The sequence below is a fragment of the Ruegeria sp. B1 genome (genome assembly GCF_056535885.1).
In genome coordinates, this window is the sequence record NZ_JBQFJA010000001.1 from 1,018,103 (window position 1) to 1,040,499 (window position 22,397).

Genomic DNA, 22,397 nt, shown 5'->3' on the forward strand with positions numbered 1-22,397 from the left:
GCGTTCAGACGCCAATCAGTCCGCGCCCCTTGAGCAAAGCTTCAACGCCCGGCAAACGACCTCTAAACGCAAGGTAGAGGTCTTCCGCCTCCCTTGATCCGCCGGTGGACAAGATATTGTCCTCCAACGCTTTGGCACGCTCGGGATCAAATGCGCCTCCCGCCTCTTCAAAGGCGGCAAAGGCATCAGCATCCATGACCTCAGACCACATGTAGCTATAATACCCGGAACTGTACCCGTCGCCCGCAAACACATGCGCAAAATGCGGCGTTGCGTGGCGCATCCCAATCGCGCGGGGCATTCCGATCTCGGACAAGATGTCGGCTTGCTTCTCCATCGGATCCTCCGGCGCATCCCCGTCATGAAAAGCCAGATCGACCAAGGCCGACGCCACATATTCGACCGTCTGGAAACCCTGATCGAAATTGGCGGCTTTCAGAACCTTGTCGAGCATGTCTTGTGGCATGGGTTCCCCGGTGTCAGCATGGGTCGCGTATTCGGCCAGAACCTCGGGAACCTCCAACCAGTGTTCATAAAGCTGGCTGGGGAGTTCGACGAAATCCCGCGCAACGCTGGTGCCCGATATGCTCTCATAAGTCACATTGGACAGCATCTGGTGCAGTGCGTGGCCGAATTCATGGAACAGGGTGCGCGCGTCGTCATAAGACAGCAAGGCCGGATCGCCTTTGGCAAAGTTGCAGACATTGATAACAACCGGCGCCTGTTCCCGCGGGAACTTGGCCTGCGCGCGCATTGCACTGCACCACGCCCCAGACCGTTTGGACCCACGCGCAAAGTAGTCTCCGATGAACACAGCAACATGCCGCCCGTTCCGTGTCACCTCCCACGCGCGGCAATCGGGGTGGTAGAGGGGGATGCCCAACGGTGCAAACTCCAACCCGAACAGGCGGGTCGCACAGGCAAAGCTGGCCTCGATCATACGGTCCAGTTGCAGATACGGCTTCAGCGTCGCCTCATCGAGATCATGTTCGGCCTTGCGCCGTTTCTCGGCGTAGTAGCGCCAATCCCAAGCCTCGAGAGGGCCGTTGATACCATCTGCCTGCATCATCTGCGTGAGGGTTTCGGCGTCAGCAACTGCGCGTGATTTTGCGGGTTCCCAAACCTTCATCAACAGCTCGCGCACGCGATCAGGTGTCTGCGCCATTTCGGTTTCAAGCTTGAAATCTGCAAAGCTGTCATATCCCAACAGTTTGGCCCGCTCCTCGCGTAGCGTCAGGATTTCGGCTGCGATGTCCCGATTGTCTGTCGCCCCGCCGTTTGCGCCGCGCGCTGCCCAGGCCCGATAGGCCTTTTCCCGCAAATCGCGTCTTGGCGAAAACTGCAGGAACGGAACGATCAGGGACCGCGATAACGTGACAACCGGCCCCTCCGCGCCTTTTTCCCGACCCGCTGCGCGTGCAGCATCCGTGACAAAATCCGGCAGACTTTGCAGATCCTCTTCTGTCAGATCCATGAACCAATCGCGTTCATCGGCCAGCAGGTTCTGCGTAAAGGCCGTTCCCAGTGACGCAAGCCGCGACTTGATCTCTTGCATCCTGTCATCGGCGTCACCTTGCAAGGCTGCGCCCGCGCGTACGAATCCCTGATGCGTCAGCATCAGGACACGGGCCTGTTCTTCGCTGAGGTCCAGATCATCACGCTGTTCCCACAAGTCAGCCACGCGCTGGAACAGCGCCTTGTTCGAGGATATCGCCGAATAATGCGCCGACAGTTTGGGTGAGAATGCGCGCTGCAGTTCCTCTCGTTTCGAATTGCTGTCCGCCCCAGCAACAGTGAAAAAGACCGACAGAACCTTATCCATTTGTTCGCCTGCGGCCTCTAGCGCTTCAATCGTATTGGCAAAATTCGCGGGCTCGGGGTTCGAGGCAATTGCGTCGATCTGAATGTTGTGGGCCTGCATCGCCTGATCCAAAGCAGGTGCAAAATCATCGTCCGATATCTCACCGAAAGGTGCGATTTCAAATGGTGTGTTCCAGTTGGACAGAAGCGGGTTGGTCATACAGGTCTCCTTTAACCCTATAGCTAGGCAGGCTTGCGCGAACGATCCAGAGCGACCCGCCGATTTGCCGAAAGGTTAATCCGCGATGCTGCCGCAGACCGGACAGTCGGCGCGGCGCGACAGGGTGATTTTGCGGCTTTCGCCATAAAGCGCGTCGTAAATCAACATCTCGCCGCGCAGAGCCACGCCCGCGCCCGAGATCACTTTGATCGCCTCAACGGCCATCATCGAACCAACCACGCCTGGCAAAGGCCCGATCACCCCAGCCTCAGCGCAGGACGGTGCCAGCCCGGCGGCGGGGGCTTCGGGAAAGATGCACTGATAACAGGGGGCGCCGTTGGCGGGATCAAAGACGCTCACCTGTCCTTCCCATTGCGACAGAGCACCGGAAATCAGCGGCTTGCCAAGGGCAACGGCGGTTCGATTGGCGAGATAGCGGGTGTCGAAATTGTCGGTGCCGTCCAGGATCAGATCAAAATCTCCGATCAGATCAGCCGCAATGTCCTCGTTGAGACGACGATGATACGGCAAGACAACGACATTGGGGTTTTGCGCCTCCATCGCCTGCTGGGCAGAAAAGACCTTTGGCATGCCGATATCGGCATCGCGGTGGATTACCTGACGTTGCAGGTTGGCGTTTTCGACCACGTCGTCATCTATGACGCCGATCGTGCCAACGCCGGCGGCGGCCAGGTACTGCAAAGCGGGCGCGCCAAGCCCCCCGGCACCAATCACGAGCACACGCGCCTGCTTGAGCCTTTTTTGCCCGGGACCCCCCAATTCGCGCAGTACTATGTGGCGAGCATATCTCTCCAGTTCGGTTGCGCTGAATCGGTCGGACGGCATGCGGCGCTCCTGATCTGAGACTGGTTGGGCACGGCTGCGCAGTGCTTTCAGCACTCTGCCATACAGCAAAACCAGCGTCGCGAAACCGGCCAGAATCAGCCACAACGCCGCAGACCCACCCGTTGCCTCACGCAACGGATGACCTGCCGGCAGGATCAGCTGTGCCGTGAGCACTCCCAGCAAGAGAACCCCGACCGAGACCATGCGAGCCATGCGCGTGACACCTGCGAGATACCCGATCCCCCACAGGCCTGCGGCAAGGATCAGTACGAGCAGCATCAGCCCTGCCCGGTGGAGCCAAATCCACCTTCCCCGCGTTCAGTTGCGCCGAGTGCATCGACCGGTTCAAACACCGCCTGTACAACCGGCGCGACGACAAGTTGTGCAATGCGTTCGCCGTGAGCTATCTCGAACCGTTCCTGCCCTGCGTTCATCAGTATCACGCCCAGCGGTCCGCGATAGTCGCTGTCGATGGTGCCCGGTGTGTTCGGCAACGTAATCCCGTGTTTCAAGGCCAAACCTGAACGAGGCCGGACCTGAACCTCGTACCCCGGAGGGATTTCAATCCGCAAACCCGTCGGGACCAACACCCGCTGACCCGGCTCAAGAGCAATCGGTTTTCCATCTGGCAGGTTGGCGCGCACATCCGCACCCGCCGCTTCGGCGGTTTCGTATCTTGGCAAAGCGACCGAGGCATCGGCCCCGGCTTCGCGGATCACACGGATGGCAACCATCGCCATATCCCCTGTCCTATGGCTCACCGGTTCAGCCGGTCAATGCCGCAGCAATCTTTTGCGCCAGGCGGTCTGCGACCATGTCCTTGGTCATGCGCGGCCATTCCTCGACCCCCTCATCCGAAATCAGAACGACCGCATTCTCCGACCCGCCCATGATTCCTGTCGACGGGCTGACATCATTCGCCACGATCCAGTCACAGCCCTTGCGATCCCGTTTGGCGGTCGCGTTTTCAATCACATCATCCGTCTCCGCCGCAAATCCTACGACGAGTTCGGGCCGCCCCTGTCCAAGATGCGATATGTTTTTAAGAATGTCCGGGTTCTCGGCAAATTCCAAAACGGGTAATCCATCCTGGCTCTTCTTCAGTTTGCGGTCTGAGGCCGAAGCCACGCGCCAATCCGCCACGGCAGCGGCAAAAACAGCGGCGTCAGCTGGCAAAGCAGCCTCCACCGCATCTGACATTTGCTGCGCCGTTTCAACGCGAACGATCTGAACACCATCCGGCGGGGACACATCGGCCGGGCCGGTGACAAAGACCACCTCGGCGCCCAGCGCAGACAGGGCGCGGGCCACGGCAGCGCCCTGCGCCCCGGAGGAGCGGTTCGCAATATAGCGCACGGGATCGATCGGTTCATGCGTCGGCCCAGACGTGACAAGAATGCGCTTCCCACTCAGGGGACCATCCGCCAAGTGCGTCTCGATGGCAGCGACAATTTCCAACGGTTCCGACATCCGGCCCGGTCCATATTCTCCGCAGGCCATATCCCCTTCGTTGGGTCCCACAAACCGCACCCCGTCTGCCTGCAACTGGGCAAGGTTGCGCCGGGTGGCGGGATGGTCCCACATGCGTACATTCATGGCAGGTGCGCACAAAACCGCTGTATCCGTGGCCATCAGAAGGGTCGAGGCGAGATCATTTGCCAGACCGCTGGCCATCTTGCCCATCATGTCAGCAGTGGCCGGGGCAACCACAATCAGATCGGCGGATCTGGACAATTGAATATGCCCCATCCCGGCCTCATCCGTCAGGTTGAACAGGTCCCGATACACTTTTTCTCCTGCCAAGGCAGATACGGACAAGGGCGTTAAAAACTCTTCGGCGGCGCGGGTCAGAACCGGTGTCACGTCGGCCCCGCGTTCCTGGAGCCGCCGGATCAAATCCAGCGACTTATAAGCCGCGATCCCACCGCCAATGATCAGCAGAATGCGTTTGGATGCCAGCATGTTCAGCCTTTCCGGTCCCGGTCGGTCCTGACATTAGGCAACGCAACCGGGTAGTTCCAGCGATTAATTCTGTGTCTCAAAGGCTTTGCAAGGGTCTTCGCGCTCAATCGTCGGGCTGTCGATCACCGCATCAAACTCTCCATGCACGATACCGTCCTCGGATTGGCCCAGCGCAAACACTTTCAGTCCCGGGCGCAGGCGCGACAGGAACGTCGGAACACCGCGGTCTTTGCGCGCATGGCCGTTGCCAGTGATAACAACGACCGGACCCCCCGTTTCATCGACAGCTCGTAATACCGACCGGGCCAAAACCGCATCCCGAAGGCGTTGAATAGCAACCAACTGCGGCAGCGACTCGGCCGGGATTGCGTCACAATGCGCCGCCAGCTGATCGGCCTCGCGTTCGGCCTGTTCGGCGGGTGGCAAAGGTACCGTCAGCCCAAAACGTGCCGCATCAGCCCCCAGAGCGGTGGCCGCACCACGCTCCATTGCAGCGCGTGCCGCTGTACGCGGCACCATTGCCCCATAAACCGGCGCATCAGACGCTTGAAACACAGGGTAGTACATGCTGAGCGGCGGCCAGCCCGATTCAGCCCATCGCAGTATCGCAGAAAGCTCTTCTGGGTTAGAAACAGCCTTTTGGGCAAGACGTTGAGCGCCTTCTTCCGTCACCATCTCCCAAACCATGGCCGACGGATCGATTGCCGCCACCGCGTCGGTTTGAACCACATGGTGGCGCGGATTGTCATGGATTTCCCCGAGAAGCACTACATCCGCGGATTGCATCGACGCAATCACGTCCTCGGGAATAATATCATTGCTCCACCCCGGTCTCGCCAGAGCGAGCGTAGTCGTGAGTGAACACACCAGAATCGCAAGTTTTGTCATGCGATGAAGTGTTGCACCTCGCGCGATTGACCTTCAAGGTTCTTGCGCATTTTCACAAAGGCCGCAGCCTCAAGCTGACGCACACGTTCCTTGGACAGTCCCAGTTCATCCCCCAGGCTTTCAAGGGTTCTCGCAGGCTCGCGCAGCTTTCGTTCCCGCACGATAAACCTTTCGCGATCATTCAGGGCGCGCATCGCGGTCAGCAACCATTCGCGCAGTTGCTCCGTGTCGTGGGAGTGTTCCACGGTTTCGGCCGCCTGTTCGCGATCATCTTCCAGCGCATCGATCCATTCGCGACCATCCTCGTCAGCAGACTGGACGGCATTCAGGGAAAAATCAGACCCGGAAAGCCGGCCCTCCATCATTTCGACATCGCGCAGCGGCACACCAATTTCCGTGGCAATCAACTGATGGAGTTGATGGCGGTCCAATTCCAGACCTTCGGTGGCGGCTTCTCGTTCCAATCTGGCCTGTACGCGGCGCATGTTGAAGAAGAGCGATTTCTGAGACGATGTGGACCCGGTGCGGACCATCGACCAGTTGCGCATTACGTAGTCCTGAATGCTCGCCTTGATCCACCAGACTGCATAGGTCGAAAACCGCACGCCGCGATCCGGATCGAACTTATCCGCAGCCTTCATTAGACCCAATCCAGCCTCCTGGATTAAGTCATTCATCGGCGCGCCATAGCGTTTGAATTTGGCGGCCATGGAAATCGCCAGACGCATATACGCCGTAATAAGACGATGAAGAGCCTTCTCATCCCGTTCATCGCGCCAGGCGTAGGCCAGTTTCAATTCGGTCTCTGCGTCCAAAAGCTCGGCTTTCATCGCTTGCCGGGACATCGAAAAATCGGACGCGTTGTCAAGTGCCATGAAACTCTCCCCTTTTTCGCACGCTCAGGCCGGGCTTGCCTTGCCGACCTAGGGTCGATACGCAGAACAAAGCCGGGTGGATCACCAGAAAGGTAAGGATATTGAATCCCAGTTTAACCTTTGTTTTGGGAGGAGCCGCGTCGGGAAAATCGGCTTTTGCCGAACAACGGGTTGTTTCAACTGAAAAAACACGCGTTTACCTCGCCACTTCACAAGTTTTTGATGATGAAATGCGCACAAAAATTGAGCGCCACGTGTTCCAACGCGGACCTGATTGGGAAACCGTCGAGGCACCGCTGGAGCTGACCCCGGTTCTGTCCGGTCTGACCAAAGATCATATATGTCTGATCGACTGCGCCACAATGTGGCTGAGCAATCATATGATGGCAGACAGCAATTTGGAGGACGCTCAGACTGCGTTGCTCACCGCTTTGCGAACCTGCCCGGCCGAAATCGTCATTGTATCAAACGAAGTGGGCCACGGGATCGTTCCCGACAATGCTCTGGCCCGGCGCTTTCGTGAGGCTCAAGGGCGATTGAATATCGCACTGGCAGCCCAGGCCGACCTGGTCGTACAGGTCGTTGCCGGGCTGCCTTTGGTTCTGAAAGGCAAATTGCAGTGACCCGGCTGCATCTGATCCGACACGGTCCGACCCATGCCAAAACCATGGTCGGCTGGTCCGATTTGCCGGCGGACCTGAGCGACCGTGCGGCGATTGAGCGGCTGCAGAACCATATCCCATCCGATGCGATCCTTGTGTCATCGGATTTGTCACGTGCGATTGACACAGCGTATGCGATACAGGGCGCGCGTCACCGGTTGCCGCACCATCCCGCGCTGCGCGAAATCAATTTTGGAAGCTGGGAGTTGCGGCGCTTCGCCGAGATCGAAGCCGAAGACCCTGAGCTTGCCTTTGCCTATTGGGACACTCCCGGCGATGTGCGCCCACCCCAAGGAGAAAGCTGGAACGAAGTGCGCGCGCGCGTGGATGCCGCAATCGACACACTGATGTCGGATCACCAAGGTGCCAGCCTCGTCATCGTCGCCCACTTTGGGGTTATCCTGACTCAGGTTCAGCGCGCGCTGAACCTGGATGCACAACAGGCTTTTTCACACCGGATCGATAATCTCTCGGTCACCGAGGTTGTTTATGAAGCGGGCCGGTGGTCAGTCGGAAAAATCAATCACCGTCCGTGATCACGCAGCGCACAAATCACTGTTTTACCGAAACACAAACCCACGTCATCGTTCAGAAATGACTTATGACCTGTATATCGGTGACCGCTTGTTTTCCAGCTGGTCCCTGCGTGGCTGGCTGATGCTGGAAAAATTCGGCCTGCCTTATCGCAGCCATATGATTGGCCTCTATTCCGGCACCATGGCCAAGGACATGGCGCCATTGGCCCCGGCCCGGCTTGTGCCGGCATTGCGATTGCCGGATGGCACGGTTGTCGGCGAAAGCCTCGCCATGGCGGAAACCTTGGCCGAACGCCACCCCGAGGCCGGATTGTGGCCGCAGGATGCAGCCGCCAGAGCGACCGCGCGCTGGCTTTGCGCCGAAATGGTGGCCGGTTTTACCGCGCTGCGCGCAGAGTGTCCAATGCAGTTACTGCAGTTTTGGGAGGGGTTTGCACCTTCGGCAGAAACGCGGGCTGACCTTGGTCGGATTGAAACGCTATGGGCACATGCCCGGCATGTCTCGGGTGCAGCGTCGGGTCCCCTCTTTGGCACCTATTCTCTGGCAGACGTTTTCTACACCCCCGTCGCGGCGCGGATTATCGGGTATGGCCTGCCTGTTTCCGAGGCAAATCGCGCCTATTGCCTGCAATTGCTGTCGGAGCTGTCCGTCCGGCAATGGCGCGCGATGGCGATGACCTTGCAGTACGAGCCGTTTCCCTATCCGCAGAACCTGCCTTTTGGTCCATGGCCAATCGGAGACACATCGGACGCCACAGCTGTCGAACACGGGCCATCGGTGAATGCAGAATGCCCGTATTCCGGCGACCCTGTGAGCGATTTTCTGGAACTCGACGGAAAGTGTTGGGGGTTTTGCAATTCGTTTTGCCGTGACAAGACGGTGGCAGACCCAGAAGCGTGGCCCAAATTCACAGCCATGATCAGCGCCGTTAACCAATCCTAAACCGCAACCATGGCAGCAACGTCCTGTTAACCAACAACAGGAATGCCATGGTTGCCCGTGCCCACACCGTTGCCTTTCAAGGCGTTGACGCCCGCCCGGTCGAGGTGCAGTGCGCTGTCACCCCGGGCTTGCCTGCATTTTCGATTGTAGGGTTACCGGACAAAGCGGTCTCCGAAGCCCGCGATCGCGTGCGAAGCGCCCTGAGCGCCATGACCATCGCATTGCCGTCCAAACGGATTACGATCAACCTGTCGCCAGCTGACCTGCCGAAGGAAGGCAGCCATTTCGATCTCCCCATCGCCGTCGCCTTATTGTCGGCGTTGGAGATCATTCCTTCGGACGCTGCAGAAAGCACCGTTGCTCTGGGAGAACTTTCTCTGGATGGCTCGCTGGTGCCCGTCGTCGGTGCCTTGCCTGCCGCCATGACGGCTGCGTCCGAAGACCGGTCGTTGCTGTGCCCGCGCGGATCGAGTGCAGAGGCCGCTTGGGTGGACGCGACCCAGGTAATCGGAGCGGACACATTGGGTGACGTTGTACGCCATTTCTCTGGTCAGAGCCCTTTGGCCGCAGCCCTGCCGGGCGAAGTGAACCTGACGCAAAGCAGCCGCGATCTGCGCGATGTCAAAGGTCAGGAACGCGCAAAACGCGCGCTGGAGATTGCGGCCGCCGGACGACACCATCTGATCATGATCGGCACGCCGGGATCTGGAAAATCCATGCTGGCGGCACGTCTGCCGGGTATCTTACCCCCTTTGACTCCCGTCGAGGCCCTTGAAACTTCGATGATCCAGTCTTTGTGCGGATTGCTGGACGAAGGCGGCATCAGCCGCGCGCGGCCCTTTCGCGAGCCACACCACACGGCGTCGATGGCGGCAATTGTCGGAGGTGGCAAAGGGGCCAAACCCGGTGAGATTTCTTTGGCGCATAACGGCGTTCTGTTCATGGACGAGTTCCCCGAGTTCCCGCGGACCGTTCTGGAAACCCTGCGCCAACCGATCGAAACCGGCGAGGTCATGGTGGCCCGCGCAAATGCGCACATAAAATACCCTTGTCGTTTCATGCTGGTCGCGGCAGCCAACCCTTGCAAATGTGGATACCTGACCGATCCGTCCCGGGCATGCGCGCGCGCACCGGGGTGTGGCGATGATTACTTGGGCCGGATTTCGGGGCCGCTGATGGATCGATTCGACCTGCGGATCGAGGTCCCGCCGGTGGGTTTTACCGATCTCGACTTGCCACCCTCGGGCGACAGTACGGCGGTGGTTGCGACTCGTGTCGCAGAGGCTCGCGCCGTTCAGGCCAAAAGATACTGCGAAACCCCCTCAATCCGCCAGAATGCGGATGCCGAAGGAGAACTGCTTGAGGAGATCGCGGCGCCAGACGCGGAAGGCAAAGAGCTGCTATTGAAAGCAGCAGATCGATTCGGATTATCGGCGCGCGCTTTTTACCGCATCCTGCGTGTGGCTCGCACAATTGCAGACCTGGAAGGCGCGCCAAACGTCCGCAAACCGCACGTGGCCGAAGCGCTGAGTTTTCGCATCAGCGCCAGGGTTCTGGCCTAAAGCTTGGATTCAATGGCTTGCCAGATTTTTTCGGCCACGTTGAGGCTGTTGAACCGTTCAAGCTCCTGGATGCCTGTCGGAGAGGTCACGTTGATTTCCGTCAGATAGTCCCCAATGACGTCAATCCCGACGAACACCTGACCCTTTTCCTTAAGAAGCGGCCCGATAGCCTCGCAGATTTGCATATCCCTCTCCGAAAGGCCGATTTTTTCCGGTCGCCCGCCCACGTGCATATTGGATCGTGTCTCACCTTCGGCCGGGATGCGGTTGATGGCTCCAATTGCTTCGCCATCAACTAAAATAACGCGTTTGTCGCCGTTTCGAACATCGGGCAAAAACTTCTGTGCAATAAGCGGTTCGCGTGAAAACCCGGTGAACAGCTCGTGCAACGAGGTCAGGTTGCGGTCGTCAGCATCCAACCTAAAGACACCTGCTCCACCATTGCCGTAGAGGGGTTTTAGGATGATATCGCCGTGTTTGTCCTTGAACGCCTTGATCGTCTGCAGATCCCTGGCAATTGTTGTCGGCGGCGTCAGGTCCGGAAAGTCGAGGACAAGCAGCTTCTCAGGATAATTTCGCACCCAGAACGGATCATTCACCACCAGCGTTTTGCCCCTGAGGCGGTCCAGCAAATGCGTGGATGTGATGTAGTGCATGTCAAACGGGGGGTCCTGACGCAGCCAGATGACATCGAAATCCGAAAGATCCACCTCGCGCACGGGTCCGAGCAGTGCCGGTTCATCCGCAACCCGTTGGACCTGCATGTCGTGTCCTCGTGCGGTAACCCGACCCTCTTGATAGGCCAGATGGTCCGGTTCGTAGAAAAACAGGTGATGCCCACGCTTCTGCGCCTCTTCCGCCAGACGGAAAGAGCTGTCGGCGTTGATAGCTACGGCCCCGATCGGGTCCATTTGAAAGGCGATTTTCATGGCGTGTCCCTCAACTTTACGCCAGATACATGGCCCAGCCGGTCGAGGGGATCAATGGGCGTCAGAATTGTCCAAAGGCATTTTCGATAATTTGAACGGCACCCGACCCGTCCACAAGAGCGGCATCAAAGCGGACATTCGTCAGCTGACCATCCGGTTCATTTTCAAGATATTGCGCAGCAGAGGCCAGAATACGCTCTGTCTGTTTGCGGCTGATCCGCGCTGCAGCCAAGTCAAAACTGGCGCTCTTCTTGACCTCAACAAACACTAGCCCATTGTCATGGCGCGCAATCAGATCGATTTCGCCACCGACCCCGCGCCAGCGGTGATGCATGACGCGAAACCCGCGCCGTTCGTAATCCGCCGCGACCTGCAATTCTGCGGCCTGTCCTGCATGAAAGGACACCGAACCGGCAATAGACCGCGAGGCCATATCATCCCTTTCCCAGTTTTAGAGCCGTTTGATAAATCGGACGTCTCGGCAAGCTGTACATTTCCGCCACCAGATCAGCAGCATCCCGAACCGAATGTGTTTCCAAAGCTTTTTTCAAAGCATCTTCTACGTCAGATTCGTTAACGGATTGCGAATGACTGCGATCCACAAGCAGAACGACTTCACCTTTCACTGGTTTTTCACGATATGCGTAGGCGAGTTCACCAAGGCTGCCGCGTCGTACTTCCTCGAATTTCTTGGTCAGTTCTCGGCACAAAGCGGCCTGCCGGTCCGAGCCCAGAACATCCGCTAGATCACCCAAGCTGTTCGCGACCCGTTTGGGAGATTCGTAAAACACCAGCGTTCCCGGAATTGTGCGCAGCGCTTCGATCCGCTTGCGGCGGGCGCCTGAAGCGTTGGGCAGGAACCCGGCGAAAAAGAACGCATCCGTCGGCAACCCCGCCAGCGTCAACGCAACCAACGCTGCCGACGGGCCGGGTGCACAGGTCACGAGATGCCCGGATTCGGCAGCCAAACGGCCCAGATCATAGCCGGGGTCGGCAATCAAAGGCATTCCAGCCTCGGACGCATAGGCAACGGACTTGCCTTGATCCAGCGCCTCGATGATCTTGCTGCGGGTGCCGGCACCACTGTGGTCGTGATAGGCCTGAATGCGTCGCCCTTCCAACGGAACACCGTGAATCTCCATCAAACGTCGCAGGCTGCGCGTATCTTCAGCTGCAATCACGTCGGCTGAGGCCAGCACATCCAGCGCCCTCAGCGTGATGTCGCGCGCAGTTCCGATCGGAGTGGCAACAAAGTACAGGCCCGCAGCCAATCTGGTCTTTTGGAAATTCAAAGCTGGACCCTCACAGCGTGACGTCTATTATCGCGGCTCGATAGAACAGCAGCATACTCTGCCGCCGGATCAGGGAGTTTTCATTTAGATGTTTACCGTTTGCAAGCCCGTAAGCAAGCTGGCGAAAGCCGCCGCTGCTCTGGCAACTGCGGCACTTCTAGCCGCCTGCGAACCCGGCGCCATCGGTGGCGGGCCGTCGATCAACACATCCGATCCTGTTCCTGTCGCGCTGCTGGTTCCGCGCGGATCGGGACAGGCCGGTGACGCGGCACTGGCGCAAAGCCTTGAGAACGCGGCCCGACTTGCGATGTCAGACCTGCAGAACGTGCAGATCGACCTGCGGGTTTACGATACGGCTGGCAATGCGGGCACCGCTTCGACTGTAGCGCAGCAGGCCGCTTCGGACGGAGCCAAGATTATCATCGGCCCTGTTTACGCTCAGGCCGCCAACGCGGCGGGCCTTGCGGTTCTCAACAATGGCGTCAACGTCCTATCCTTTTCAAACAACCCGAGCATCGCCGGCGGAAACGTCTTCGTTCTTGGCCCGACCTTCCAGAACACCGCAAACCGGTTGGTCAATTATGCGCGCGGGCAAGGTAAAACCGGCATGGTCATTGTGCACAGCAACGACGCAGCAGGACAACTGGGTCAGACAGCAATCGCCAATGCACTGGGCAGCAGCCGGGTCAACAATGCCGGGTCCGTTGGATACGAACGCTCGCAACAAGGCGTGATCAACTCTGTTCCGACTATCAAAGCTACGGTGGACTCGACAGGTGCGGATTCGATTTTCCTGACCGCGACCACCGCCGGAGCGCTGCCGCTTTATACCCAATTGTTACCCGAGGCAGGCGTCTCCACGACAACCACGCAGTTCATCGGCCTGACGCGTTGGGATATTCCACCACAAACGCTGGAACTGCCGGGCGTTCAGGGCGGCTGGTTCGCCCTGCCCGATCCGTCCAAAGCGCAGGCTTATCGTCAGAGATACAACGCAACGTACGGAGAGGCTCCGCATCCGATCAGCGGCTTGGCCTATGACGGGATTGCGGCTATCGGAGCGCTGGTCAGCCAGGGAAAATCGGATGCTCTGACCACTGCGGCGCTGACACAAAACGCCGGTTTCCAGGGTGTCGGCGGTATTTTCCGCCTGCGCCCGAACGGTACCAATGAACGCGGTCTGGCCGTTGCCACGATCCAGAACAAACAGGTGGTTGTGATTGACCCTGCCCCACAAAGCTTCTCTGGCGCCGGTTTCTGATCGGCCCAGTCAGGTCGCGCCGCCCACCGGCGCTTTGATCTGCCCAGCCGAAGACATTTTCGACAGCGCCGGGGTCAACGCTCAGCTGTCGGAGATATTCGACAAGAGCACAGACAATACATCAATGCGTGCCGAAACGGTGCGCATCTTGCGAGATGCGCAAAAGGCGGGGCGAAAGGCGATAGCGGATGCGTTTGCGGACCGTCCTTTTGATGCCCGCCCGGTGACCCATTCCTACACCTACCTCACGGATCAACTGGTCTACACCGCCATGCAAGTTGCAAGTCAGCGGCTTCACCCACTTTCAACACCCACGCAGGGGGAGAAGATGGCGATACTGGCCGTTGGCGGATACGGACGGGGTGAGATGGCACCTTCGTCGGACGTGGATCTGCTGTTTCTGACCCCCTACAAGATAACTGCTTGGGCCGAGAGCGTGATTGAATCGATGCTCTACATCCTTTGGGATCTGCGCCTGAAGGTCGGCCATTCGTCGCGTACGATCAAAGATTGCCTGAGACTGGGGGCAGACGATTTCACGATCCGCACAGCAATGCTGGAACAACGTTACCTCGCGGGCGACCAAGGGTTGGCAGATGAGCTGGACCGACGCCTCCACACCGACCTTTTCAAAGGCAGTGAGCGCGAATTCATCGAAGCCAAACTGCAAGAACGCGATGAGCGTCACCACAAACAGGGTGAGCGCTATATGGTCGAACCCAACGTTAAAGAAGGCAAAGGGGGCCTGCGCGATCTGCAGTCACTGTATTGGATCCCCAAATATATCTACGGCGTTCAGGATGTTGCAGAACTGGTTCCACTGGGTCTGTTTACTCCTGAAGAGTTCCAGACCTTTGTCGAGGCCGAGGATTTTTTGTGGGCGGTACGCTCTCACCTGCATCTGGTGACTGGGCGCGCGACCGAACAGCTGACATTCGACATGCAGGTCGAGGTTGCGGCCCGCATGGGGTACAAGGATCGTGCCGGGCGCCGCGCGGTCGAAGTGTTCATGCAGCGTTATTTCCGCGAAGCTACGCGTGTCGGTGAACTGACCCGAATTTTCCTGACCAAGCTGGAAGCGTCACATATGAAAGGCGCTCCATTGCTGGAGCGTATCTTCCGTCGCAAACCAAAGGCCAAGCCGGGCTACAGGGTGGTGCACGGCCGACTTGACGTGGCAGATCCCACCACGTTTCTTGAAGACAAGCTCAACCTGTTGCGACTGTTCGAGGAGGGTCTGCGCACGGGAATGCTGATCCATCCGGATGCGATGCGTCTGGTGACGGCAAACCTGAACCTGATCGACGACGAGATGCGCAATGACAAGGAAGCTCAGCGTATCTTCCTTGATCTGATGCTGAAACATGGCAACCCGGAACGCGCCTTGCGCCGGATGAACGAACTGGGGGTCCTATCGGCCTTCTTACCTGAATTCGAACCCATTGTGGCGATGATGCAGTTCAATATGTATCACAGCTATACGGTGGACGAGCACACGATCCAATGCATCGTCAACCTGGCCCAGATCGAGCGCGGAGAATTGATCGAAGCGTTGCCGCTGGCGTCGTCGATCCTGAAGGGCGGGGTGAATCGCAAAGTGCTGTATGTCGCTTTGCTTTTGCACGACATCGCCAAGGGTCGGCCAGAGGATCACTCGATCCTTGGTGCGCAGATCGCCCGCAAAGTCGCGCCGAGACTGGGGTTGAACAAATCAGACTCGGAAACCGTCGAATGGCTTGTTCGGTACCATCTGCTGATGTCTGACATGGCGCAGAAACGCGACATTTCAGACCCCAGAACCGTCCGTGATTTTGCCAAGGCAGTGCAGACCGTCAAGCGGCTGGACTTGCTGACAGTACTGACGGTTTGCGATATTCGCGGTGTGGGTCCCACCACCTGGAACAACTGGAAAGCCACCCTGCTGCGTGCGCTGCATGCGGAAACAAAGCGGGCGCTGGAAACCGGTATGGAAGACCTGAACCGCGCCAACCGCGGCGCAGAAGCCAAGAAAGCATTGCGGGCGGCTCTGGACAGCTGGTCCAAAGGCGATCTTAAGGCCGAGACCGGCCGCCATTACGCCCCTTACTGGCAGGGTTTGAACCTGTCGACCCATATTGAGTTCGCCGAAATGCTGCGGATGCTTGATAACAGCGGCGATCCCGGCGAGATGGAAATCCGGCTGCACCCGGACGTCGACCGGGATGCCACGCGCGCCTGTTTTGCCATGGGTGATCACCCCGGCATTTTCGCGCGGATCGCCGGGGCCTTGGCGCTTGTCGGTGCAAACGTCGTGGATGCGCGCAGCTATACGACCAAGGATGGCTATGTCACGGACGCGTTCTGGATTCAGGATACCGAAGGCCATCCGTTCGAAGCCTCTCGACTGCCGCGCCTGACGCAGATGATCCACAAAACACTTAAGGGCGAAGTTGTGGCGCGCGACGCGCTCCGGTCCCGCGACAAGATCAAGAAACGCGAACGCGCGTTCAACGTGCCGACCCATATCACCTTCGATAATGACGGCTCAGAGATTTACACGATCATCGAGGTGGATACCCGCGACCGTCCCGGCTTGCTGTATGATCTGACCCGAACGCTGGCGGCAGCAAACGTCTACATCGCCAATGCCGTAATTGCGACCTATGGCGAGCAGGTTGTCGACACCTTCTACGTCAAGGACATGTTTGGTCTGAAATACCATTCCGAGAGCAAACAGCGCGGTCTTGAAACCAAGCTGCGGACAGCGATCACCGAAGGCGCGGAGCGCGCTGCGTCATGAAACAGATCCGACTGTTTTCGGGCCTGTTCACGGTTGGGTTCTGGACCCTTACCAGCCGCATTCTTGGCTTTTTGCGGGAAATCCTGCTGACCGCCTATATTGGGCCGGGCCCGGTCATGGACGCGTTTGTCGCAGCCTTTCGCCTCCCCAACATGTTCCGCCGCTTTTTTGCCGAGGGCGCCTTTAACGCCGCGTTTGTCCCAATGTTCTCGAAACGGCTGGAGGCTGACGAAGACGCCAAAGGCTTTGCACAGGATGCATTCAACTTGCTGGCGGCCGCTGTGCTGGCTCTGGTCGGTCTGGCAATGGTATTCATGCCCGGCCTCGTCTGGCTTACGGCCGAAGGGTTTTATGGCGATCAACGCTTTGATCTGGCCGTCGACTATGGCTATGTCGTGTTCCCCTACATCCTGTTCATGTCGCTCGCAGCGCTGTTTTCCGGCGTTCTCAACGCCACCGGGCGCTTTGCCGCAGCCGCTGCAGCCCCGGTACTACTCAACATCTTTGCCTGCTCGGCCTTGATACTCGGGGCCATATCCGGGGGTGAGGTGATCTGGTGGCTGATCACCGTCATTCCGATTGCAGGCGTCGCCCAATTGGCATTGGTCTGGGTTGCAACCGAACGGGCCGGTATCCGCATACGCCCCGGCAAACCAAGGCTAAGCCCGGAAATGCGCAACATGGTGCGGATCGCGATCCCTGCCGCCCTGGCCATGGGCGTCACGCAGGTTAATCTCGTCGTCGGACAATTGGTCGCATCAAAGACCGAGAAAGCCGTCAGCTGGCTGTTTGCGGCAGATCGACTGTATCAGTTACCTCTGGGCGTCGTTGGGATCGCCGTCGGAATTGTGCTGCTGCCTGACTTGTCGCGGCGTTTGCGCGCGGACGACAAGGAAGGTGCACGCAACGCCTTTTCTCGCGCTGGTGAGTTCACGCTCCTGCTGACAATCCCGTCTACTATTGCCTTTATCATCATCCCCAACCCGCTGGTTTCGGTCCTGTTCGAACGGGGGCAGTTCAGTGCCCAAGATACAACCGCCACGGCGCTTGCTGTCGCTGTGTATGGCGTCGGTCTGCCGGCGTTTATGCTGCAAAAACTCTTGCAGCCTCTGTTTTTTGCCCGCGAGAATACCCGGTCACCTTTCCACTATGCACTGGTTGCCATGGCCGTGAATGCCGGGCTTGCGTTTGGCCTTTATCCCGTTCTGGGTTGGATCGCGCCAGCGATTGCGGCTTCCGCGGCAGGCTGGGTGATGGTTGCACTGCTCGCCATCGGCGGGCGACGTATGGGGGAGGAGGCCCGTTTTGACGACCGGTTCAAACGCCGGGCCTGGCGGATCGTTGCGGCCTCGCTGGGGATGGGTGTGGTTCTGTTTGCTGCGATTCACATCTTCGGCTGGGCCTTCGAGGTCGCTGGCTGGCGCTATTTGGCACTCATCATCCTGATCAAGGTTGCGGCGGCAACCTATTTCTTTCTAGGTCACGTCTTCGGAGCCTTCGAGGTGTCCGAATTCAGACGCGCACTTCGTCGCTCATGAGCAAGCTTGATTGCTCTGCTGGTGCCGTTCTGCTCCGCCCGGGACGGGAATGCCTCAGCCCGCAACTGCTTGACTCGACAAAAGAGTGATATTGTCACCGACCCGTCCGCCAAAACGCGTCAATCTCTGCTCAAAACAAACCTGTTAGGAGATTCGTGATGACACGAAACGAAGGCACTCTCGACCGCGTGGCCCGGGTGGTTCTGGGCCTGATCCTGCTGTCCTTAACTGTGGTGGGTCCTCAGACCATGTGGGGTCTGGTCGGTTTGATCCCCCTGTTGACCGGTCTGGTCGGGTATTGCCCGATCTACAAATTGCTGGGTTTTGACACCTGCCCCGGAAAATGCTGACCTGAACGGCCCGGTCGACAGGTCAGTCCCGTCTCAACTTGCTGACAATTCGCGCCCAGCCGCCCGGCGCCAGAAAGAAAGACAGGCCGAACCCGGTCGCGAACCCGCCCAGATCGGCCACCCAATCCGACGTTCCGCCAAACAGCAAACCAAACACAAGCTGAATACCCATCAAGACGGCGATCAGGTAAAAGGCCCGCGTCTGGTTTTCACCAACCAGCGAGAGCTTCCGCCATAAAATCCAGGTGAATGCGCCAATCAGCCCGTAAACCGGAGGAAAGCCACCGACCAGTGGGTAGCGCGGATCAAGAATCAGGGCATAAACCAACGCACCGCCGATCCCGGACACCACAAAGATTACCAGCATCTGAACGCTGCCAAAGACCTCGGCCACCATTTTGCCCATTGCCAGCACAAAAACGCAGACAAAAATTGCTTGTGTGAAGCTGCCCGATACAAAGGGGTAAGTGACGAACCGGACCAGGTGTTCAAACGGCCAGCGCCCATTTTGCAGCATCCAGTCGAAGATATCGGGTGAAAAGGAATAGTGTTGCAGCGCGTCAAGGCGCCACCCGACCGCCGACGGGCCACCAACCAGCCCGCGCGTACCGAGGGTCAGCACCAGTTCAATGCCGATGATGAACAAAGCCAGCGCCACAACAACCGGCGGCAACGGGTTCACTGGGGGTGTGTAATGCGCACTGCTCATTGGGCTGGCCTTTCGCGGCTGTTGACGTCCCTTGGGCTCATGGGTAAGCGACGGGGCTGATTTTTCCAGACGGGAGTTCCCTTTGATGACTGAGACCCAATTCACGCCGCGCGTGTTTTCCGGCATCAAGCCTTCGGGAAACCTGCATCTTGGCAACTACCTGGGTGCGCTCAAGCGGTTTGTGGACATGCAGGGCCCCGAGTTCGAGACCATCTATTGTATGGTCGATCTGCACGCGATCACAGTCTGGCAGGATCCGGATCGTCTGCGCGAAAAAACCCGCGAAGTCTGCGCGGGCTTTATCGCTGCCGGTCTAAACCCGGAAAAATCCATACTGTTCAATCAAAGCCAGGTTGCGGAACACACGCAGCTTGCCTGGATCTTCAACTGTGTTGCCCGCATGGGCTGGATGCAGCGGATGACTCAGTTCAAGGACAAGGCCGGCAAGAACGCTCAGAATGCCTCTCTGGGTTTGTTCGCCTATCCGACGCTGATGGCAGCCGACATTCTGATTTACCATGCCACTCATGTGCCGGTGGGCGAAGATCAGAAACAGCATCTGGAACTGACCCGAGACATCGCAATCAAGTTCAATCACGACTACGGCGTTGACTTTTTCCCGATCACCGAACCGGTCATCGGCGGCCCCGCACCGCGTGTGATGAACCTGCGTGATGGTTCCCGCAAAATGTCGTCGTCTGACGCATCGGACATGACCCGGATCAATATGATCGACGATGCCGATGCCATCGCTAAAAAGATCCGTAAGGCCAAGACGGACCCGGATGCCCTGCCCTCGGAACTCGACGGTCTGGAAGACCGGCCTGAGGCGCGCAACTTGGTGAATATATACGCCGCCCTTAGCGATCAGACAGCAGAGCAGGTGCTGGCCGAGGTCGGCGGAAAACAGTTCGGTGAATTCAAGCCGATGCTGGCGGATCTGGCTGTCTCCAAGCTGGCACCTATCTCATCTGAAATGACACGCCTGATGAGTGAAGAAGCCGAGATTGACCGGATCCTTGCCAAAGGCGCGGAAAAGGCGCGGGCACTTGCTGCACCCATTTTGCAAGAGACTTATGAGATCGTTGGCATGATGGGCGCCAAACCACTGTGAACCAAGCGACAAATCCGCTGGACCTGCGCCCGGCGCCCTCATAGGGTTTGCCGGTAGCAAGAAAGAGGGCGTCATGGCAGTCGGTAAGAACATCCGCACCTATTTCGAAGGTCAGTGGCACGACAGCGACGCCCCGATTATGCGGGCTGCGGACCATGGTGCCTGGCTGGGCTCATCGGTTTTTGATGGTGCGCGCTATTTTGACGGGATGGCACCGGATCTTTATGCGCATTGCGCCCGCGTCAATCGCTCTGCCGAAGCTTTGATGCTGACACCGACTATCACGGCCGAACAGATGGTCGAACTGGTCTGGGACGGATTGCAGGCTTACACACCGGACACCGCTGTCTATATCCGCCCCATGTATTGGGGGATCGACGGAGATTCTACCGCGATTATGCCGCAGCAGGACAGCACAGGCTTTGCAATCTGTCTGGAAGAAATCCCGATGGCGCCGGATACCGCTTCGGTCACGCTGGGCACGACCCGGTTTCGCCGACCGGTACTGGAATCAGCTGTTGTAAATGCCAAGGCCGGCTGCCTCTACCCGAACAACGCCCGCATGCTGCACGAGGTTCGGGCCAAGGGGTTCTCGAACGCGCTGGTTGCGGACGCCCTTGGGCACGTGGCCGAAACCGCAACGGCAAACATCTTTATGGTCCGGGATGGAGAGGTGTTCACGCCAACGCCCAACGGGACGTTCCTTGCCGGGATTACCCGCGCAAGGCATATCGAGAATTTGAGGGCGGATGGTGTAACCGTTCATGAGGCGGTTCTGAGCTTTGACGATTTTCACAAAGCGGACGAAGTTTTCATGACAGGGAACATGAGCAAGGTCACACCGGTCACAGCGCTCGAAGACACGCAATATCAGGTCGGACCAATTGCCCGACGTGCCCGCGCCCTGTATTGGGACTGGGCTGCAAGTAACCGCTAGCTGCGCCGGAGCTTCTCCTGAGTTGCCAGCAGGTTTTGGGTCGGGCATGATCCCGGAAACCAAAGAGGACATCCATGCGCAAATTCCTAGTTGTTCTTGATGACAGCCGCGAATGCCTGAATGCGATGCGTTTCGCCGCGATGCGGGCCGCGCATACCGGCGGTGGCGTTACGGTTCTTTCGGTTATTCCACCGGACGAATTCAACCACTGGATCGGTGTTGCCGAAGTCATGCGGGAAGAGGCGCGTGAACGCATTCACGCCCATTTCGAAGTCTTTGCCAAATGGATGCGCGACAAACAGAATATCGAACCGGAACTTGCGATCCGCGAAGGTGACCCTGTGCCTCAGATTATCGAACATGTACAGTCCGACCCGGAGATCGGCGTGCTTGTATTGGGGGCCGGAACCGACAAAAAGGGGCCCGGTCCGCTGGTGACCCAACTGACCCGCAACTCTGGCAGTCTGCCCATGCCGATCACCATTGTTCCAGGTGATCTGAGCAAAGAAAAGCTGGAAGAAATCACCTGAGGTCACCGCATGGGCGCGACGGTCCAGTTCTGGTTCGAGTTTGCATCGACCTATTCCTATCTCAGCGCGATGCGCATCGAAGATGCCGCCGCAGCCAGAGGGGTTTCAGTAGAATGGGAGCCGTTTCTACTGGGACCGATTTTTGCCGAACAGGGCTGGACCACCTCGCCGTTCAACCTGTATCCCGCGAAAGGCCGTTACATGTGGCGCGATATGGAACGTCTCTGCGCCGCGCGTGACCTGCCCTTCAACCCCTCTGGGTCATTTCCTCAGAATGGACTGCAGGCTGCGCGTGTCGCCTTGGCTGTCGAGCATCAGGATCGACGGGCAGCCTTTGCCCGAGCCGTTTACACTGCGGAATTCGGAGATGGGCGCAACATTTCAGAACCTGACGTCCTTGGCGATTGCCTAGAACGGGTCGGTTTGCCAACCGAACTGCTTGACCGGGCGCGGGATGCAGATATCAAAGCAGCCCTTTTCGTTCAAAGCAAACGCGCCAAGGACGCGAACCTATTTGGGGCCCCGAGTTTTATTGTTGGTAGTGAACTGTACTGGGGCGATGACCGATTGGATGACGCACTGAAATATGCACAGGGAATTTAGAATCGTTCCAAATCTTGACTTCCCGGGAACCAGCCCGCATATCAAGAGCAACATAAACGGA

Annotated in this window: 22 protein-coding genes; 12 read left to right on the forward strand and 10 right to left on the reverse strand. The window is 58.3% G+C overall.

From position 1 onward, the window contains the following. Positions 1–4: 4 nt before the first annotated feature. The 6 genes from ACR3ES_RS04890 to ACR3ES_RS04915 form a co-directional block, all read right to left on the reverse strand. Positions 5–2,020 carry a M3 family metallopeptidase gene (locus tag ACR3ES_RS04890; protein ID WP_170428063.1) on the reverse strand — a complete coding sequence of 672 codons (2,016 nt, stop codon included), beginning with the start codon at positions 2,018–2,020 and terminating at the stop codon, positions 5–7. 75 nt (positions 2,021–2,095) lie between these two features. Then, the gene (locus ACR3ES_RS04895) at positions 2,096–3,145 is read right to left on the reverse strand and encodes a molybdopterin-synthase adenylyltransferase MoeB (RefSeq protein ID WP_170428061.1); all 1,050 of its coding nucleotides are present in this window, start codon (positions 3,143–3,145) and stop codon (positions 2,096–2,098) included. Beyond that, positions 3,145–3,600: a dUTP diphosphatase gene (gene dut / locus ACR3ES_RS04900; RefSeq protein WP_170429645.1), complete on the reverse strand. Its 456-nt coding sequence runs from the start codon at positions 3,598–3,600 to the stop codon at positions 3,145–3,147. Before dut ends, ACR3ES_RS04895 begins: the two co-directional genes overlap by 1 nt. 31 nt (positions 3,601–3,631) lie before the next feature. Continuing rightward, entirely contained in the window at positions 3,632–4,828 is a 1,197-nt protein-coding gene (gene coaBC, locus ACR3ES_RS04905) for a bifunctional phosphopantothenoylcysteine decarboxylase/phosphopantothenate--cysteine ligase CoaBC (protein WP_170428058.1), read from the reverse strand. Between the two features lie 63 nt (positions 4,829–4,891). Continuing rightward, positions 4,892–5,716, reverse strand: a complete 825-nt coding sequence (locus ACR3ES_RS04910) for a ChaN family lipoprotein (RefSeq protein ID WP_170428055.1) — start codon at positions 5,714–5,716, stop codon at positions 4,892–4,894. Then, positions 5,713–6,591: an RNA polymerase factor sigma-32 gene (locus ACR3ES_RS04915; RefSeq protein WP_170428052.1), complete on the reverse strand. Its 879-nt coding sequence runs from the start codon at positions 6,589–6,591 to the stop codon at positions 5,713–5,715. The genes ACR3ES_RS04910 and ACR3ES_RS04915 overlap by 4 nt, the downstream gene beginning before the upstream one ends. Positions 6,592–6,692: 101 nt before the next feature. On the opposite strand from ACR3ES_RS04915, the gene cobU reads away from it, so the two are divergent. From cobU to ACR3ES_RS04935, 4 genes are read left to right on the forward strand one after another with little or no spacing between them, the layout of a single operon-like run. Beyond that, complete coding sequence (cobU, locus tag ACR3ES_RS04920) at positions 6,693–7,214, forward strand: bifunctional adenosylcobinamide kinase/adenosylcobinamide-phosphate guanylyltransferase (RefSeq protein WP_170428048.1); 522 nt, start codon at positions 6,693–6,695, stop codon at positions 7,212–7,214. After that, a complete protein-coding gene (locus tag ACR3ES_RS04925) occupies positions 7,211–7,789 on the forward strand; it encodes a histidine phosphatase family protein (RefSeq protein WP_480424944.1) in 579 nt (192 codons plus the stop codon). The genes cobU and ACR3ES_RS04925 overlap by 4 nt, the downstream gene beginning before the upstream one ends. Positions 7,790–7,847: 58 nt before the next feature. Next, the gene (locus ACR3ES_RS04930; RefSeq protein WP_170428040.1) at positions 7,848–8,732 is read left to right on the forward strand and encodes a glutathione S-transferase; all 885 of its coding nucleotides are present in this window, start codon (positions 7,848–7,850) and stop codon (positions 8,730–8,732) included. Between the two features lie 47 nt (positions 8,733–8,779). Next, positions 8,780–10,294, forward strand: coding sequence for a YifB family Mg chelatase-like AAA ATPase (locus ACR3ES_RS04935; protein ID WP_170428037.1), 1,515 nt, complete (start codon positions 8,780–8,782; stop codon positions 10,292–10,294). Here ACR3ES_RS04935 and gshB read toward each other — a convergent pair. The 3 genes from gshB to rsmI form a co-directional block, all read right to left on the reverse strand. Beyond that, positions 10,291–11,223, reverse strand: coding sequence for a glutathione synthase (gene gshB, locus ACR3ES_RS04940; RefSeq protein WP_170428034.1), 933 nt, complete (start codon positions 11,221–11,223; stop codon positions 10,291–10,293). The two genes, ACR3ES_RS04935 and gshB, sit on opposite strands and share 4 nt — an antisense overlap. A 61-nt stretch (positions 11,224–11,284) precedes the next feature. Then, positions 11,285–11,656, reverse strand: coding sequence for a YraN family protein (locus ACR3ES_RS04945; protein WP_170428031.1), 372 nt, complete (start codon positions 11,654–11,656; stop codon positions 11,285–11,287). Position 11,657: 1 nt separating this feature from the next. Beyond that, a complete protein-coding gene (gene rsmI / locus ACR3ES_RS04950; protein WP_170428028.1) occupies positions 11,658–12,515 on the reverse strand; it encodes a 16S rRNA (cytidine(1402)-2'-O)-methyltransferase in 858 nt (285 codons plus the stop codon). 88 nt (positions 12,516–12,603) lie between these two features. Here rsmI and ACR3ES_RS04955 point away from each other — a divergent pair, with 88 nt between their 5' ends. The 4 genes from ACR3ES_RS04955 to ACR3ES_RS04970 all read left to right on the forward strand — a co-directional run bounded on the left by ACR3ES_RS04955 (position 12,604) and on the right by ACR3ES_RS04970 (position 18,443). Then, complete coding sequence (locus tag ACR3ES_RS04955; protein WP_170428025.1) at positions 12,604–13,776, forward strand: penicillin-binding protein activator; 1,173 nt, start codon at positions 12,604–12,606, stop codon at positions 13,774–13,776. After that, positions 13,736–16,555, forward strand: a complete 2,820-nt coding sequence (locus tag ACR3ES_RS04960; protein WP_170428022.1) for a [protein-PII] uridylyltransferase — start codon at positions 13,736–13,738, stop codon at positions 16,553–16,555. The genes ACR3ES_RS04955 and ACR3ES_RS04960 overlap by 41 nt, the downstream gene beginning before the upstream one ends. Next, the gene (murJ, locus tag ACR3ES_RS04965; RefSeq protein WP_170428019.1) at positions 16,552–18,093 is read left to right on the forward strand and encodes a murein biosynthesis integral membrane protein MurJ; all 1,542 of its coding nucleotides are present in this window, start codon (positions 16,552–16,554) and stop codon (positions 18,091–18,093) included. Before ACR3ES_RS04960 ends, murJ begins: the two co-directional genes overlap by 4 nt. A gap of 158 nt (positions 18,094–18,251) precedes the next feature. Continuing rightward, positions 18,252–18,443 carry a YgaP family membrane protein gene (locus ACR3ES_RS04970; RefSeq protein WP_170428016.1) on the forward strand — a complete coding sequence of 64 codons (192 nt, stop codon included), beginning with the start codon at positions 18,252–18,254 and terminating at the stop codon, positions 18,441–18,443. A 22-nt stretch (positions 18,444–18,465) separates the two neighbouring features. Here ACR3ES_RS04970 and ACR3ES_RS04975 read toward each other — a convergent pair whose 3' ends face one another. Then, positions 18,466–19,152 (reverse strand): rhomboid family intramembrane serine protease, encoded by a 687-nt coding sequence (locus ACR3ES_RS04975; protein ID WP_170428013.1) that lies wholly within the window; start codon positions 19,150–19,152, stop codon positions 18,466–18,468. Between the two features lie 85 nt (positions 19,153–19,237). Between ACR3ES_RS04975 and trpS the strand changes: the two genes are divergently transcribed. The 4 genes from trpS to ACR3ES_RS04995 all read left to right on the forward strand — a co-directional run bounded on the left by trpS (position 19,238) and on the right by ACR3ES_RS04995 (position 22,336). Next, positions 19,238–20,266 (forward strand): tryptophan--tRNA ligase, encoded by a 1,029-nt coding sequence (gene trpS / locus ACR3ES_RS04980; protein WP_170428010.1) that lies wholly within the window; start codon positions 19,238–19,240, stop codon positions 20,264–20,266. Positions 20,267–20,339: 73 nt separating this feature from the next. Beyond that, entirely contained in the window at positions 20,340–21,203 is an 864-nt protein-coding gene (locus ACR3ES_RS04985; protein ID WP_170428007.1) for a branched-chain amino acid aminotransferase, read from the forward strand. Positions 21,204–21,277: 74 nt separating this feature from the next. After that, a complete protein-coding gene (locus tag ACR3ES_RS04990; RefSeq protein ID WP_170428004.1) occupies positions 21,278–21,733 on the forward strand; it encodes a universal stress protein in 456 nt (151 codons plus the stop codon). A gap of 9 nt (positions 21,734–21,742) precedes the next feature. After that, the gene (locus tag ACR3ES_RS04995) at positions 21,743–22,336 is read left to right on the forward strand and encodes a DsbA family protein (RefSeq protein WP_480424947.1); all 594 of its coding nucleotides are present in this window, start codon (positions 21,743–21,745) and stop codon (positions 22,334–22,336) included. Positions 22,337–22,397: the final 61 nt, after the last annotated feature.